General features: G+C 28.9%; 18 protein-coding genes. 14 read left to right on the top strand and 4 right to left on the bottom strand.

The annotated features are described in order from the left end of the window. Positions 1-1,322: leucine-rich repeat domain-containing protein (locus tag CX675_RS19000; protein WP_370277909.1), on the bottom strand; the 1,322-nt coding region annotated here is incomplete at its 3' end. A gap of 131 nt (positions 1,323-1,453) precedes the next feature. Here CX675_RS19000 and CX675_RS18995 point away from each other — a divergent pair. The 7 genes from CX675_RS18995 (at position 1,454) to CX675_RS18965 (ending at position 9,198) form a co-directional block, all read left to right on the top strand. Beyond that, positions 1,454-2,215 carry a Rossmann-like and DUF2520 domain-containing protein gene (locus CX675_RS18995; protein ID WP_130736837.1) on the top strand — a complete coding sequence of 254 codons (762 nt, stop codon included), beginning with the start codon at positions 1,454-1,456 and terminating at the stop codon, positions 2,213-2,215. Continuing rightward, positions 2,196-2,726 carry an HAD family hydrolase gene (locus tag CX675_RS18990; protein WP_130736836.1) on the top strand — a complete coding sequence of 177 codons (531 nt, stop codon included), beginning with the start codon at positions 2,196-2,198 and terminating at the stop codon, positions 2,724-2,726. Before CX675_RS18995 ends, CX675_RS18990 begins: the two co-directional genes overlap by 20 nt. 56 nt (positions 2,727-2,782) lie before the next feature. Continuing rightward, the gene (locus CX675_RS18985) at positions 2,783-3,730 is read left to right on the top strand and encodes a geranylgeranylglycerol-phosphate geranylgeranyltransferase (protein WP_130736835.1); all 948 of its coding nucleotides are present in this window, start codon (positions 2,783-2,785) and stop codon (positions 3,728-3,730) included. Beyond that, positions 3,717-4,307: a Maf-like protein gene (locus CX675_RS18980; protein ID WP_130736834.1), complete on the top strand. Its 591-nt coding sequence runs from the start codon at positions 3,717-3,719 to the stop codon at positions 4,305-4,307. Before CX675_RS18985 ends, CX675_RS18980 begins: the two co-directional genes overlap by 14 nt. Beyond that, on the top strand, positions 4,291-4,827 hold the full coding sequence (locus CX675_RS18975) for a mechanosensitive ion channel domain-containing protein (RefSeq protein ID WP_130736833.1): 537 nt from the start codon (positions 4,291-4,293) through the stop codon (positions 4,825-4,827). The genes CX675_RS18980 and CX675_RS18975 overlap by 17 nt, the downstream gene beginning before the upstream one ends. Before the next feature lie 96 nt (positions 4,828-4,923). Next, positions 4,924-7,368, top strand: a complete 2,445-nt coding sequence (locus CX675_RS18970; protein WP_130736832.1) for a PIG-L family deacetylase — start codon at positions 4,924-4,926, stop codon at positions 7,366-7,368. 114 nt (positions 7,369-7,482) lie between these two features. Next, entirely contained in the window at positions 7,483-9,198 is a 1,716-nt protein-coding gene (locus CX675_RS18965) for a sodium:solute symporter (protein ID WP_130736831.1), read from the top strand. Positions 9,199-9,247: 49 nt separating this feature from the next. On the opposite strand, the gene CX675_RS18960 is transcribed toward CX675_RS18965, so the two are convergent. Next, complete coding sequence (locus CX675_RS18960; RefSeq protein WP_130736830.1) at positions 9,248-10,120, bottom strand: AraC family transcriptional regulator; 873 nt, start codon at positions 10,118-10,120, stop codon at positions 9,248-9,250. A gap of 430 nt (positions 10,121-10,550) precedes the next feature. On the opposite strand from CX675_RS18960, the gene CX675_RS18955 reads away from it, so the two are divergent. After that, positions 10,551-10,946, top strand: a complete 396-nt coding sequence (locus CX675_RS18955; RefSeq protein ID WP_130736829.1) for a T9SS type A sorting domain-containing protein — start codon at positions 10,551-10,553, stop codon at positions 10,944-10,946. Positions 10,947-11,046: 100 nt separating this feature from the next. Here the strand turns inward: CX675_RS18955 and CX675_RS18950 are convergent, their stop codons facing one another. Further along, positions 11,047-11,898, bottom strand: coding sequence for a DUF2911 domain-containing protein (locus CX675_RS18950; RefSeq protein ID WP_130736828.1), 852 nt, complete (start codon positions 11,896-11,898; stop codon positions 11,047-11,049). A 137-nt stretch (positions 11,899-12,035) separates the two neighbouring features. Here CX675_RS18950 and CX675_RS18945 point away from each other — a divergent pair, with 137 nt between their 5' ends. Further along, positions 12,036-12,512, top strand: coding sequence for an SRPBCC family protein (locus tag CX675_RS18945; protein ID WP_130736827.1), 477 nt, complete (start codon positions 12,036-12,038; stop codon positions 12,510-12,512). Positions 12,513-12,556: 44 nt separating this feature from the next. After that, positions 12,557-13,843 carry a deoxyribodipyrimidine photo-lyase gene (locus CX675_RS18940; protein WP_130736826.1) on the top strand — a complete coding sequence of 429 codons (1,287 nt, stop codon included), beginning with the start codon at positions 12,557-12,559 and terminating at the stop codon, positions 13,841-13,843. On the opposite strand, the gene CX675_RS18935 is transcribed toward CX675_RS18940, so the two are convergent. Next, positions 13,840-14,496: an HAD family phosphatase gene (locus tag CX675_RS18935; RefSeq protein ID WP_130736825.1), complete on the bottom strand. Its 657-nt coding sequence runs from the start codon at positions 14,494-14,496 to the stop codon at positions 13,840-13,842. The genes CX675_RS18940 and CX675_RS18935 overlap by 4 nt on opposite strands. Before the next feature lie 98 nt (positions 14,497-14,594). On the opposite strand from CX675_RS18935, the gene CX675_RS18930 reads away from it, so the two are divergent. The 4 genes from CX675_RS18930 to CX675_RS18915 are packed head-to-tail and all read left to right on the top strand — an operon-like array spanning position 14,595 to position 16,481. Then, on the top strand, positions 14,595-15,137 hold the full coding sequence (locus CX675_RS18930) for an RNA polymerase sigma factor (protein ID WP_130736824.1): 543 nt from the start codon (positions 14,595-14,597) through the stop codon (positions 15,135-15,137). A 30-nt stretch (positions 15,138-15,167) separates the two neighbouring features. After that, complete coding sequence (locus CX675_RS18925; protein WP_130736823.1) at positions 15,168-15,572, top strand: hypothetical protein; 405 nt, start codon at positions 15,168-15,170, stop codon at positions 15,570-15,572. A 2-nt stretch (positions 15,573-15,574) separates the two neighbouring features. Further along, a complete protein-coding gene (locus CX675_RS18920) occupies positions 15,575-16,018 on the top strand; it encodes a sensor of ECF-type sigma factor (RefSeq protein WP_130736822.1) in 444 nt (147 codons plus the stop codon). 55 nt (positions 16,019-16,073) lie between these two features. Then, the gene (locus CX675_RS18915) at positions 16,074-16,481 is read left to right on the top strand and encodes a hypothetical protein (protein WP_130736821.1); all 408 of its coding nucleotides are present in this window, start codon (positions 16,074-16,076) and stop codon (positions 16,479-16,481) included. Position 16,482 lies beyond the last annotated feature (1 nt).

Genomic DNA, 16,482 nt, shown 5'->3' with positions numbered 1-16,482 from the left:
CCTACTGTAAAACTAGTTGGAGAGATATTGAAATAATCGGGGTTTTCTAATATTGGCGTAATTGTATGTGAACCTCCTTGAACAGGGATAAAATAGCTACCCGATTGATCTGAAATTAAATGTCCAAAATTTGTCCCGTCAGTAATTGAAAATCTTAAATCTGAATAGTTTATATCATTAATATCACAACCATTGTTGTTTGAATCGTATTTAGTATTTCCAAAAATTTCGTAAAAAGGTCCTCCAGGAGAGAAAGTACAATAATCATTTACTGAGCATAAAGCAGAATTAGCTAAATTATTTACTTTTTGTTGAACATAATTGTATTCATCAATATCAACACATATATATCTCAAAGCATCGTTGTTTGAAAAATCTAATTGATCCCAAACTGAATTTCCATTTTTTAAGATAATATAGATTAATTGATTATCATAACATAATAAATAATTAAGGTTTATATTATTTCCACAATCTAAGCTTGACAGTAAATTATTATAGATTCTTAGATGATTCAAGAGCACATTTTGGCTAATATTAATTGACGTTAATTGATTATTATTTATCCATAAGGTTTCCAAATCTGTATTTTCAGTCAGATCAATATTTGAAATTGCATTATTATTTAACCAAAGTGTAGCTAAATGTGTGTTAGAATTTAAATTTATATCACTTATTTGATTAATAGAACATTTTAATGTTTGAAGATTAGGAGCATTAGAGACATCTAAATTAGTCAGATGATTTGAATTACATTCTAAAAAGGTAAGATTTGGCTTGTAACCTAGTTCCAAATTTTGCAACTGACTATTAGTACAATATATTTTTTCAATTGCTGTATTTGAACTTAAATCTAAACTTGTTAAACCAGTATAACTTAAATAAATTCTTTTTAAATTTACTAAACCACTTAAATTTATATTTACTAATTGATAATTACTTTGACAAATAATTGTAACTAAACTAGTATTCTGACTAAAATCAATGTTAACAAATTGATTATAGTAAGTTATATTTATGTACATCAAGTTTGTAAAATACTCTATACCAGTAAGATCGCTTAATGGATTTTGAAGATAAGACAGATTCAACCACCTAACATTTTGGGCTTCGCTAATTTGTATTTCACCGTCTCCATTTGTATCAATTGCATTCCAAGTTTGAACTGTGTCATTAATACTAGGGATTTCATTTGAAGCAATAGAATTACTTGCATTAGCACTCAATAAGCTTGCTTTAAAATTAGCATCAGGAAAATTTATAATTTGAGCAGATAGTTTATAACTAAAACAAATAATTAATAACAAGTAGATTTTCTTCATAAATAATTTTTTAGGATAGCAAAAGTAGCTGAAAAAAATAAGGTTACCATAACTTAAATTATAAAATAACAATTCCATAAGATTATAATTTCAAATCATGTCATTCTGTAAAAAATAACTAAATTAGCCCCATGTTAAAAGTAATCGTTATTGGTAGTGGTAATGTAGCACAACACCTAGTAAAAGTTCTTCTGAAAGCAAAAGATATTGAATTAATTCAAGTGTTTGCTCGTACCAAAAATACAATAACATCATTACTTTCTGAAGATAAAATTACTTCTAATTATCAAGCTATTAAAGAAGCAGATGTATATATAATTTCAGTTTCTGATAATGCCATTGCTGAAGTTTCCAATCAACTGTTGTTTGAAGACAAATTAGTCGTACATACATCTGGCACATCAGAATTAGCTGTTTTAAATGATAAAAATAGAAAAGGTGTTTTTTACCCTTTGCAAACGTTTTCAAAAAATAAAAGCATTGAGTTCTCTTCTGTTCCTATTTGTTTGGAAGCTGAAAACAGAACAGATTATAACACATTAGAAATAATTGCGAAAACCCTTTCTAATCAAGTGTATCCTATTTCTTCAGAGCAAAGAAAAGTAGTACATGTCGCAGCAGTTTTTGTGAGTAATTTTGTGAATCATATGTATACTATCGGAAATGATATTTGCCAAAAGAATCAAGTTCCATTTGAAATTTTACAGCCTTTGATTCATGAAGTAGCGCAAAAGATTACCGTTTTATCTCCAAAAGAAGCTCAAACTGGACCAGCCATACGAAACGATACAAAAACTATTGAAAAGCATATTCAATTTTTAAAAGACTCAAATTATCAAGATATTTACCAACTCTTAACTCAATCTATACAACATGTCTCAAAAGAGCTATAAAGAATTAATGAATAACATTACCACCTTCATCTTAGATGTTGATGGTGTTTTAACAGACGGAACAATTCAAGTTACCCAAACCGGAGAAATGCTTCGTAATATGAATATTCGCGATGGTTATGCAATGAAAGCAGCAGTAGAAAATGGGTACACCGTATGTATTATTTCAGGTGGAAGTAATGAGGGTGTTCGAGTTCGTTTGAGAAATTTAGGCATTACAGATATCCATTTAGGCGTTTCAGATAAAGTAGAAACATTTAAAGAATTTATCGATATTTATAATATTCAACCAGAGCAAGTTCTATACATGGGCGACGATATCCCTGATTATCATGTGATGAAATTAGTGGGTTTACCCACTTGTCCTCAAAATGCAGCACCAGAAATAAAATCATTGTCAAAATACATTTCTCACAAAGAGGGAGGAAAAGGCTGTGTACGAGATGTGATAGAACAAGTAATGAAAGTGCAACATAAATGGATGGAACATTTTGACGCCAAATATGATTAGTTTCAAAAACTTTCAACTCAATTCTTTTTTATTTTTTACTTAATTTTAAATTTTAAATGAAATATTTAAAACTTATCCGTTTTCAAAATTTACTATTACTTGCTTTTATGCAGGTCCTTTTTCGTTATACTTATTTAAAAGCTGCAACTTACAATAGCTATACAGATACCCATGATTATTTAGCTTTAACGCATATTCAATTTGCATTACTTGTACTTTCTACACTTTGTATTGCTGCTGCTGGGTATATTATTAATAATATTTTAGACCAAGATAATGATGAGATTACCAAACCTAATAACCGAATTGTCGGAAAAACAATATCAGAAAACATTGCTTATAATTTATATGTAATCCTAAATCTTTTAGGAGTAGGAATTGGTTTTTATTTATCAAATGCTGTAGGTAAAAAAGGGCTCTTTACCATTTTTATTTTCATTGCCGCTTTATTGTATGTTTATTCTACATTTCTTAAAAAGATTGTAGGTATTAGTAATATTATTGTTGCTCTTATAGTATCGTTTAGCATTCTAATTATTGGAGTATTTGACTTATATCCAGCTACATATGAAGGTAATTTTGTTCAAATGAAAAAAGCGTTTAGCATTTTGTTTGATTATGCTGTTTTTGCATTTATCATCAATTGGATTAGAGAAATTGTCAAGGACATTGAAGATATGGATGGTGATTATGCATCTGGTGTACAAACACTACCAATACTTTTAGGTAAAAAAACTACTGCAAAACTAGTTAGTATAATAACAGTAATTCCAATTACTATTCTACTATATTATATTACTAAAAATTTATTAGAGTATAACCTTGTTTTAATATATGCTTTATTATTAATAATTGGTCCATTAATCTACATTATGATTAAATTATGGGGAGCAAAAACAAAGCAAGAATTTAAGCATATTAGTCAGGTCTTAAAATTAGTATTGTTTTTTGGAATTTTATCAATTGCTATAATTACTTATGTTGTCAAAAATGCTCAAGGATAAATTTAATATATACCAAATTATTTTAGCTTCTGGTTCACCAAGAAGACAACAATTTCTAAAGGAAATGGATGTTCCATTTATAATCCAGTTAAATGAAATTGAAGAAGTATATCCAAATACCTTAAAAGCAGAAGAAATAACAAATTATTTAGCCGAATTAAAAGCTGCAGCTTTTAATGATTTAAAACCAAATGAAATCGTAATTACCAGCGATACCATCGTTTGGCATGAAAACAAAGCATTAGGAAAACCAAAAAATTATAGCGATGCATTTCAAATGTTACAATCAATGTCTGGTAAAACGCACGACGTAATTACTTCTGTATCATTTAAAACTATCCAAACCATAGAAACATTTCACGAAGTAACCAAAGTAACTTTCAAGCCATTATCAGAAGCAGAAATTATTTATTATTTAGATAACTATAAACCCTTTGATAAAGCAGGATCATATGGAATACAAGAATGGATTGGTTTAATTGGAATATCAAAAATTGAAGGATCTTATACAAATGTGGTAGGATTACCAGTAGAAAAAGTATATTCAAAACTATTAGAATATGTTAAAATGGATTGAAAACCCGTATCTTCATGAAGAAATCCTCACTTTTATAGTTATTTGTGTGTATTTCATCTTCAGAATCGGTGCTACTGAAATTGTTAAAAAAGTAGCTCGCATCAATGAATCATTGGAACACCGTACCAAATTAGTTATAAAATATATCAATATCCTATTGGCTTTATTAACTATTTTTTCCATTATTATTATTTGGGGTGTAAAAAGAGAACAAATTTTCTTGTTCATATCGTCTATTTTTGCTGTGGTTGGTGTGGCTTCATTTGCGCAATGGTCTATACTTAGTAATATTACAGCAGGAATTATTCTTTTCTTTTCTTATCCTTTTAAAATTGGTGATAAAATAAAAATATTAGATAAGGATTTCCCATTAGAAGGAGAAATTGAAGATATCAAAGCCTTTTATATTATGCTAAAAACCCATAATGAAGAAAGAATAACGTATCCAAACAATTTATTAATGCAAAAAGGGATACTTATAATTAAACATACTTTCGAAGATAAAGAGTTTACAGACTAAGCCTATCTTATAAATTAATGTTAAAAAGGAAGAATTTCGGTCTTCCTTTTTTAATTTTAGGCTCAATTTTAATTTGAGAGAAAAAAATTAAACCCAATGGCACGAAAATTTACTCTTTTACTTTTATTAGTTTCCTTTATAATTCAAGCGCAAGCACCAAAAAAATTAAACTCGGATGAGATTTTTGAAGAAATACAAAAATTAAATTTTTTAGGTAAAGTGTTATATGTTGCAGCACATCCAGATGATGAAAATACACGTTTAATAACTTACTTTGCCAATCATTATCATGCAGAAACGGCTTATCTTTCATTAACTCGTGGTGATGGTGGTCAAAATCTTATTGGTCCTGAATTAAGAGAAAAATTAGGCGCAATTCGAACGCAAGAATTATTAGCTGCTAGAAGTATAGATGGAGGAAATCAATTTTTTACTCGTGCCAATGATTTTGGATACTCCAAAGAACCGAATGAAACCTTCTCCATTTGGAATAAAAAAGAAGTTTTAGAAGATGTGATACAAGTTATGGAAACCTTTCATCCAGATATTATTATTAATCGCTTCAATCACAGAACTCCAGGAACAACGCATGGACATCATACTGCCTCTGCAATGTTAAGTTTAGAAGCTTATGATAAATTATCTAAAAAGCCAAAGAGAGTTTTTTTTAATACTTCATGGTGGTTTTATGGCAGTGAAGAAGCCTTTGAAAAAGCAGATAAATCTAATTTAATTAGTTTTAATGCCAATGTATTTTATCCATTAAAAGGGAAAAGCAATCATGAAATTGCTGCTTTAAGTAGAAGTCAGCATCAATGTCAAGGTTTTGGTTCAACAGGTTCTAGAGGAAATGAAAAAGAATATTTAGAATTACTAAAAGGTGATTTACCTAGCAATAATAATATTTTTGAAGGAATTGACACAACTTGGAAACGTATTAAAGGTGGTGAAGCTATTGGAAAAATTTTAACCCCTATTGAAGAAAATTTCAATTTTAATAACCCTGCTTCACATATTCCTCAACTAATAAAAGCATATCAATTAATTCAAAAACTAGAAGATTCATATTGGAAAACAGATAAATCGAACCAAATTTTAAAGATAATAGAAGCTTCAAGTGGATTATATTTAGAAGCTATCACTTCTGTTGAAACGGCTACCAAAAATGAAAAAATCAACATTAGTATTGAAGCTATTAATAGAAGTAATGCTAACATAAAATTATTGAGCTATACCCTATTCAATCAAGCTAAAAATAGTAATAGCGTTTTACTGGCAAATAATGAAAAAGTAAATTTTGAAGAAAAAAACGTTGTCATTCCTAATTCTATAGAGTATTCTAATCTATTTTGGTTGAAAGAAAAACCAACCGTAGGGATGTATCAGGTAAGCAATAAAGCTATACGTATTTACCCTGAAGAAAAATTACAATTCCCTATAATTTTTACTGTTGAAGTGGAAGGTATTACCATAGATTTTGTAAAAAACTTAGTCTATAAAATGAATGATCGTAAAAAAGGAGAAACATACATTCCTTTTACGATATTACCAGAAGTAACCTCAGAAATTGCAACTAAAGTTTCTATTTTTAATACCAATCAGCCTAAAGAAATTACTGTAAAGCTAAAAGCACACAAAGAAAATAGTGCCGGAATTGCGAAATTAATTGCACCTTCAAATTGGAAAATTGAACCTAAGGCTATTCCTTTTACTATCGACACAAAAAATGATGAAAAAATAATTAGTTTTAAAGTATATCCTCCAAAAGAAGAAAGTAATGCTGATTTTACAATAGCAATTGAAACAGCTACTGAAAAACATCAATTTGAAAGTGTTGAAATTAAATACGATCATATTCCAAAACAAACTATATTAGAATCGTCTGAAGGTAAATTAGTAAAATTAGACATTGAAACAAAAGGAAAAAACATTGGCTACTTAGTTGGTGCTGGTGATGAAGTAGGAAAATATTTGGAAAATATTGGTTATAACATTACGTATATTAATCCAACCGAATTGCAAGCAGAAAATCTAGCTAAATTTGATGCAATAATACTAGGAATTAGAGCTTTTAATACTATAGAAGATTTAAAATTTAAACAAAAGGAATTATTTAAATTTGTTGCCAATGGTGGTAATTTAATTGTACAATATAACACCACTAGCGGTTTACTTACCAAAGAAGTAGCTCCGTTTGATTTATCAATTTCTAGAGATAGAGTAACCAATGAGAAAGCTCAAGTTACCTTTTTAGATCCCAAAAACCCTGTTTTAAATGTACCTAACAAAATTACAACCAAAGATTTTGACAATTGGGTACAAGAACAAGGATTGTATTATCCAGATAAATGGGATACTGCTTTTACACCCATTTTATCCGCAGCAGATGATGGAGAAGAACAAAAACAAGGCGCTTTATTAGTTGCAAAATATGGAAAAGGAAATTATATTTATACAGGTTTAAGTTTCTTTAGAGAATTACCTGAAGGAGTTTCTGGTGCATATCGCCTTTTAGTAAACTTAATTTCATTAGATAAATAGAATTTATGGAAATAGAAAAAAATAAATGGAAAAGAAGTTATAATTATGTACTCATTTTGAATGCATTATATATTTTAATTTTCGTTTTAATAATGGAAATCTACGCATAATTATATGGAAAGTTTAGATTGGATTGTATTATCATGTACGTTATTGTTTATTGTAATTTATGGTGCATTAAAAACAAAAGGAAGTGCAAATGTTAAAGATTATCTATTAGATAATAATGAAACGCCTTGGTTTACCGTTGGACTTTCTGTAATGGCTACACAAGCAAGTGCTATTACCTTTCTTTCTACTCCAGGTCAAGCGTATCATGATGGAATGGGTTTTGTCCAATTTTATTTTGGATTACCCATTGCTATGATAGTTATTGCGTATACTTTCATTCCTATTTACCATAAATTAAAAGTCTACACAGCATATGAATATTTAGAACAACGTTTTGATATTAGAACCAGAACATTAGCCGCCGTTTTATTTTTAATTCAAAGAGGTTTAGGAACAGGTATTACAATTTATGCTCCATCTATCATTTTATCTGCATTACTAGGTTGGAATTTAACCTTCTTAAATGTTATAATAGGGGTTTTGGTAATTGTTTATACTGTAACTGGAGGAACAAAAGCAGTAAATATTACACAAAAGCAACAAATGTTTGTTATAATTTCAGGTATGTTTATTACATTCTTCCTCATTTTAAACTATCTTCCAGAAGAAATTGATTTTGGAAATATACTCCATGTGGCTGGTGCCAATGGGAAAATGAATATTGTAGATTTTTCTTACAATCCTAAAACCAGATATACCTTTTGGAGTGGTATTACAGGTGGTTTTTTCCTAATGCTTTCTTATTTTGGAACCGATCAATCTCAAGTAGGACGTTATTTATCAGGTAAGTCGGTGAAAGAAAGCCAAATGGGGCTTATTATGAATGGTGTTTTAAAAGTACCAATGCAATTTTTTATACTTCTTACAGGTGTGCTTGTTTTTGTATTTTTTCAATTTAATGATGCACCCCTACACTTTAATCCAAATAATGTAAATAAAGTAAAAGCATCCACTTATAAATCTGATTATGAAAAAATAGAAGAAAAGTTACAAGTGGTCAATGAAGAAAAAAAAGTAGTAAATAAAATATATGTAGAACAATTACAACATAATGATTATGATAATCCTGCATTAAGGAAACAAATGGTTTCTTTATCATTAAAAGAAAAAGAACTAAGAGAAGACGCAAAGGAAATTATTAAAAAAGTAGATTCTAGTTCTGAAACTAATGATAAAGATTATGTTTTTTTATATTTCATTTTACATTATTTACCGAAAGGATTACTAGGATTATTATTAGCTGTTATTTTTAGCGCTGCTATGTCTTCAAGCGCTTCTGGTTTAAATTCTTTAGCTGCCACAACAGCTATAGATATTTATAAAAGAAATGTAAGTGATAAACCAGACAAACACTATGTAACTGCTACCCAATATTTTACTCTATTTTGGGGAATCATTGCTATTGGATTTGCTTGTATTAGTTCTTTATTTGAAAACTTAATTCAATTGGTCAACATAATAGGATCTATATTTTACGGAACCGTTCTTGGTATCTTTTTAGTTGGTTTTTATATTAAGTATATCAAAGGAAATGCGATTTTTATAGGAGCCTGTTTAAGTCAATTAATAATCTTTATAATTTACTATTTCTACATTCACAAACAACCAGAAGACGATAAATTGAGCTACTTGTGGTTAAATTTCATTGGTGTTGTTCTCACTTTAGTGCTTTCGTTAATGTTACAAGCATTTTTTAATAAAAAGAACAAAACAGTATAAATTATAATTTAATAAGAAAAACAATTTATCATATGGAATTGTAATTTGATTATTTCATTACATTTTTTAATTCATTTCGATATTGAGATGCACTTTTACCAGTATAATCTTTAAAAAGCTTATTAAAGTGACTAAAATTATTAAAGCCACTTTCAAAACAAATAGTAGTTATACTTATTGGTTTTTCAGATAATAATTTACAAGCGTGTACTAATCGATATTCATTTACAAAAGTGGTAAATGTTTTATTGGTAATTTTTTTAAAGAAACGACAAAATGAGGGCACGGTCATGCTTACTAAGGTGGCTACTTCTTCAAGAGCAATAGGTTCTTGAAAACGATCTTTTACAAAATTAAACACGATATTAATCTTATCGTTATCCTGAACTTGGGTTACCAAAGAAAATCCATCTGCATTTAAGTAAACTCCATCCTTAGAATGTGCTAAATCGTTTAGAATTTTTAAAAAAAGTAATAACTTTTCGAATGCTGCTTTCGATTTCATTTGTTCAATCTGTTCCCCTACTCTTTTTTTAGTCTCGTTAGTAAAAGCAATTCCTACTCTTGCTTCTTGAAGTAGTTTATTAATTTTTTTCATTTCAACGATGTCAAAAAATGATTCTCCTAAAAAATCAGGTCTCATTTGTATGACAGTTTCCACTTTGTTTCCAGTTTGATCATTGGTAAAACCACAATGAGGTAAATTACTACCTATTAAAATTAAATCACCATCTGAATAATAGGAAATATGACTACCTATTTGTCTTTTACCTGTACCTCCTTGTATATATACTAATTCAATTTCAGGATGATAGTGCCATATATCTGATTTATTATTCGTGTTTTCTGTATATGATGCATACGTAAAAGAACTTCCAAATGAGGGAACTATGACTTCAAAAGAGGGTGCAAAATGTTTCATTTTAATACAATTACAAGATTAAAATTAAGTATTTTCTATATTAAATTATCAATTTTAACCTAAATCGTTTTCGTAATAATCAAAATAGTACCTTAAAAAATCTATCAAAACAATCTCCAAAATACTATAAAATGAATCCTTTTACTGTTTATCTGCTTTTTTATATAAAAATGGGTAAAATGATTCGAAATAACCCTAAAATAAAGCACTAATAAAAAATCTATCAAATTTTTACAGCATTCACAATAAAAAAGCACTAAAATTAACAGATTAATATATACTATATTACCTAAAAATATCTAAAACGTTTTCGTAAAAGACAATATAGCATATATATTAGAAAATTATCTTGTAGTAATTACTTGATACCTATACTAGATTTGCTTCAGAAACAAACAAACAAACAAGTATTAATTTAAAAATTACCATTATGAAACGTATTTTAAAATTAAGTTTAGTATTAGTAGTAGTTCTATCTACCATTAAAGTGCAAGCAAATGATCTAGATTTTTTACTTTTTGTAAAAAACAAAAATGGGAAACAAATTACTTTTTCTATAAACAGTATACAAGAAGCAACCATTACAATTTATGATAATGAAGGGCAACAAATTTATGCAGAAAACGCAACTGGAGAAAAAGGAATTAAAAAAACCTATAATTTGAAACAATTTCCAGCTGGAAAATATATTTTAAATATTGAAAATAATTTCAAGAAAGTTTCTTATGAAATTATTGTTACGGAAAAAGATGCTACCTTATCATCTAGAGGTATTTCAGAAATACATAAATTGTCTAATAAAAGAGAAAATTTAGCCAGTATTTAAAATAATAAAAGTAAACTAGATTTACTAGTTAATTGTGAGAGATTTAAAAATAAAAAGCCGTTATAATAACGGCTTTTTTATTAGTAATAAAAGAATTATTTTATTTAGACCATTCTGCAATACTGTCCTTATTCATTTTCTCATAATCTGCATTGCCTGCTTTTTTAGCTCCTTCTAATGATGCTTTAGCAGTAGCGATTGCACCTTTTTTATCACCAGTTTTTGCTTGAATTAACGATTTTAAACGTAAATACCAAAACGGCGTTTCTCTATCACTAGGAGCTAATTCAATTGCTTTGTTTACCCATGTTAATGCTTTATTCATATCATTATTGGATTGATAAAAATATTGTGCTGCTGCAAAATAATCTGCATAAGAAGGACCTGCTAAAGTTTTTTCAATGCTGGCCATAGCCACGTCATTCGTAGGAACAGTAAATGGTACAGATACATAGGTTCTTTCCCATGCTAAATCTAAAGTAGCTGCATCGTTAGTTATATTATTAATAGAAATGGTAAAAGATTCTACAGAACGCATTAATGTTTCAGGTTTTACGGTTACTCGTAATGCTACCTTACTTTCATCCCAATTTTCAGGTAATCCCCAATTATCTGTAGAAGAATAAAAAATAACATCCCAACTATCAGCCTTTGGTGTAGTGTATAGTGCATATTTTCCTTTCTTTAATTCTTTACCTGTTACTTTTATATTCTGATCAATAGAAATAGTAGTATTTTCATTTGCACCTGTTCTCCAGTTTTTTCCATAAGGAACCAAATCTCCATAAACCGTTCTTCCTTTTGCTCCTGGCCTAGAATAATCAATTTGAATATCAGCTAAACCTACAACCTGCTCTACTTTTGCTGCCGGACTAGCTTGTGGTGTCTTCACTTGTGCTTGAGCAGAAAGCATTGCAAAAGCTAACAGTCCAGTAAAAAATAACTTTTTCATTTTTTATTTTAATTAATTTGTTTAAAAATATAAGTTTTACGAAATTACTAAAAATAGAGGATGAATATGTTAAGCTATTCCTAAAATTAAAATATTTTTGTTTAATATTTTTGTATATTTGTTAAACAAAATAAATTATGAAAATCTACACTTTACACTCTAAACAAATCTTACCCATTTCTATAGATGAAGCTTGGCATTTCCTATCGTGTCCTACAAATTTAAAAAAAATAACACCTGTTTATATGGGATTTGATATTGTTTCTGGTGCAGATAGACCAATGTTTCCTGGACAAATTATTCAATATATTGTGAAACCAGTTTTAGGAATACCTACTAAATGGGTAACCGAAATTACGCATGTTCAAGACAAAACTTATTTTGTAGATGAACAACGTTTTGGTCCTTATTCACTTTGGCATCATAAACACTTTCTAAAAGAAATTCCTGGAGGAGTTGAAATGGAAGATGTTGTAGATTATAAAATTCCCTTTGGTATACTTGGTCAAATTATTCATCCCATACTAGTTAAACCGAAATTAGATGAAATTTTTGAATTTAGAAGAAAGAAACTAATTGAACTTTTTGGTGAATACAAAGAATCTAGTATTTAAAAAATAACTTACAATTAATAAAATATCAAATAAATTAACACAAAATGACAATTTTTTGGTTTAGAAGAGATTTACGTTTACATGATAATGTGGGTTTATACCATGCATTAAGCAACAATAAAGGAGTATTGCCTATTTTTATTTTTGATCCAAATATCTTAAATCAATTAGAAAAAGAAGATGCTAGAGTTACTTTTATACATAATCAACTAGAATTTATTAATACACAACTAAAAGGAAAAGGAACATCTTTAGCTGTTTTTTTTAACAATCCAAAGACTGTATTTGAAAAATTAATTGAAGAAAATAAAATTAAAACCGTTTATACCAATCACGATTACGAACCCTATGCGCGCAAAAGAGATAAGGAAGTATACCAATTATTTAAAGAACATGACATTACTTTCAAAACTTCAAAAGATCAAGTCATTTTTGAAAAAGATGAAGTGGTTAAAGACGATGGCACACCTTATGTAGTGTATACGCCCTATTCTAAAAAATGGAAAGAAAAATTACATAATACAAAACTTACACAGTATAAATCGGAAGATAAATTAGATCAAATTGTAAAGCATAATTATCCTTTTTTAAGTTTGGAAGACATTGGTTTTAAACCAACAAAAAGTAAACTTCCTGACTACAATGTTTCGGAAAAATTAATGAATAATTATGAAGAAACTAGAAATTTTCCTGCTATTCATGGTACTTCATTATTAGGTATCCATTTACGATTTGGTACCTTATCGATTAGAGAAATGGTGCAAAAAGCGCAATCAGTAAAGAATGAAACCTTTTTAAAAGAGCTCATATGGAGAGAGTTTTTCATGCAGATTTTATGGCATTTCCCAAAAACTACAACCGAAAGTTTTAAACCCAAATATGATGCCATTGAATGGAGAAATGACGAGAAACAATTCCAAAAATGGTGTGAGGGAAAAACGGGTTATCCTTTTGTCGATGCTGGTATGCGCGAATTAAACGCTACTGGTCATATGCACAATAGAGTGCGTATGATAGTCGCAAGTTTTCTATGCAAACATCTTTTGATCGATTGGCGTTGGGGTGAAACCTACTTTGCTCAAAAATTATTAGATTATGAGCAAGCAAGTAATGTGGGAAATTGGCAATGGGCTGCTGGTTCAGGTGTAGATGCTGCTCCCTATTTTCGAATTTTTAATCCTACCGAACAAATTAAGAAATTTGACAAAGACTTGAAATACATTAAAAAATGGATTCCAGAATTAGATACTTCAAACTATCCAGAACCTATCGTAGATCATAAAGAAGCACGAGAAAGATGCTTAAAAGCATATAAAAAAGCGTTGGATTAACCTAATTTCTTAATAGTTTCAGCATTAATTTCACTAAAATCAGTAATTATTTGATTAGCCAAAGACAAATCTTGGTTTTTAGAATTAACACTCGTATATCCAATACAATAAATACCCGCTGCATGTGAGGCTTGTACTCCATTGGTACTGTCTTCAATTACTATACAACTTTCTTTAGGATGAATGGATAAACCCGCAGCATGTTCAAAAATAGCTGGATGTGGTTTCGATTTTGGAAAATCTTCACCAGAAACAATATGACTAAAATAGGCATGTAAGTTAAAGCGATTGAAAACACGATTGATGGTACTTTTGGAAGCTGATGAAGCTACAATTAATTGAAAACCATTCGCATGCAAGTCTTTTATCAAATCTTCAACCCCGTCAATTAAGTATAAATCGGGTTTGGAATCAAAAGCATCATTGAAAAGGTATCTTTTTCGTAAGATTAAGTCTTCCACTTCTTGTTCCAATTGAAACAAATCTTTTAATTTTTGAAACACATTTCGAGTGGAATTCCCAGTAAAACTGGCATAAATTTCGTCTGATACAGAAATTTGTAACTCTTTAAAATGTTGGTGGTACGCATAATGGTGTACTGGTTCTGTGTCCACTATAACACCATCCATATCAAAAATAACCGTTTGAATCATTTCTAAAAATTTTGCACAAAAGTACTATTAAAAAGATTTATGACCAATGGATTAAACCTTTTTAATTATCTTTAGTCTTATCTACAAATAGAATAAAATTGCAAGACGAAAAGGTATTTATTGAACGTTTATTACATCCGAAAACGCAACAAGAAGCGTTTCGGGAGTTGTTACAATTGTACCAAAAACCCTTGTACAATCATATTCGAAATATTGTTTTAAATCATGATGATACTGATGATGTTTTACAGAATACATTCTTAAAGATATTTCAAAATATAGCTAAATTTAAAGGAGAGAGCAAGTTGTTCTCTTGGATTTATCGGATTGCTACCAATGAAGCTTTGACGTTTTTACAGCAAAAAGCAAAAAAATCGGGTATTAGTAATGAAGAAGTACAACAAAATGAATTAAATAAACTCGAAAGTGATATTTTTTTTGATGGTAATGAAATCCAACTCAAATTACAAAAAGCAATTGCCCTCTTACCTGAAAAACAGCAATTAGTGTTTAAAATGAAGTATTTTGAAGAATTAAAATATGAAGAAATTTCAGAAATTGTAGACACCTCTGTTGGTGCTTTAAAAGCCAGTTATCATTTAGCCGTGAAGAAAATAGAAGAATATTTAAAAACGAATTAAACCATTTAAAAAAAATAAAGTCTTATTACTATGGAAGATTTTAACTTAGATACACAAGCCAAAATAAAAACGGGATTTCAAGTTCCGGAAAACTATTTTGAGCAATTCGAAGCCAAAATGATGGAACAATTGCCTAAAAAAGAAACCAAAGTAGTATCTTTATTTCATAAAAAACAAATTTGGATTTCCAGTATTGCAGCAGTGTTGTTAGCTATGATTGCAATTCCAGTCTATCAATCCATGTCGAAAGACACCACTATTGAGGCTACTACTTTAGAAAATTATCTAGTAAGTGAATATTCTACCTATGATATTATCGATAAATTGAGTACCGAAGACATTAATGCTTTGGAAAACGACCTAACCTTAAATGAAGACGCAGTAGAATCTTATTTATTAGACACACAAAACATTGACTACTATTTAAATCAATAAGAATGAGAAAAAAATTAACCCTTTTACTAATTTTAATAGTTAGTGTTTCATTTGCTCAAGGAGGAATGAAAGAGAAAAAAGAAAAAATTAAAGCTTTAAAAGTAGCTTATATTACTGAAAAGCTTGATTTAACAACCGAAGAAGCGCAAAAATTTTGGCCTGTTTATAATGCTTTTGATGACAAACAGTTTGAAATTAAACACAATAAAATGAAAGCTATTGTCAATCAGTTTGAAAATGGAGGTTTTGAATCTTTATCAGATAAAGAAGCTTTGGATTTAATTACCAAAATGGAGGATTATGAAGATGAAATGCATGCTTTAAAGAAAAAATATTTAAAAGACTTATTAAAAGTATTACCTCCAAAGAAAGTCATTCGACTGAAAAAAGCGGAGGACGAATTCAATCGCAAATTATTACGCGAATTTAGAGGACGAAAAAATTAAAAAAAGCACCATTTGGTGCTTTTTTTTATCTTTATACAAAATTATTTTTTTAATCTTGAAAACAAAACTAATTCCATTTTTATTATTTATCACTTTAAATTGCACAAATTGCTTAGCGCAAAGTAATTGTGATACTATATATGATTCAAAAGAAATAAAAGCACATTATAAAAAGGGAGAAAGAGAACTAAATAAATTTGTCATTAAACAACTATTACCAATTATTGGACAATGTCAAGAAAAAGAAACTTCTATTATTTCTTCTTTATTTATGTATCTAACGATAGATTCTAAAGGAAAAATTGTAGACGTTAGAATTACAAGAGCTAAACTTAGCGAAACCTGTAAAGCAGAACTCAAAAAAGAACTTTTAACGATGAAAGGTTGGCAACCTGCTATACTAAATAATCAACCCGTTTGTAGTATCTATCTTTTACCAATTCATTGTTGTAAAAGAGAATAAA

This window comes from Flavobacterium sp. J27, from assembly GCF_004303025.1.
GTDB lineage: Bacteria > Bacteroidota > Bacteroidia > Flavobacteriales > Flavobacteriaceae > Flavobacterium.
The sequence above is the reverse complement of the archived record's forward strand: the minus strand, read 5'-3'. Positions and strand labels throughout refer to the sequence as shown.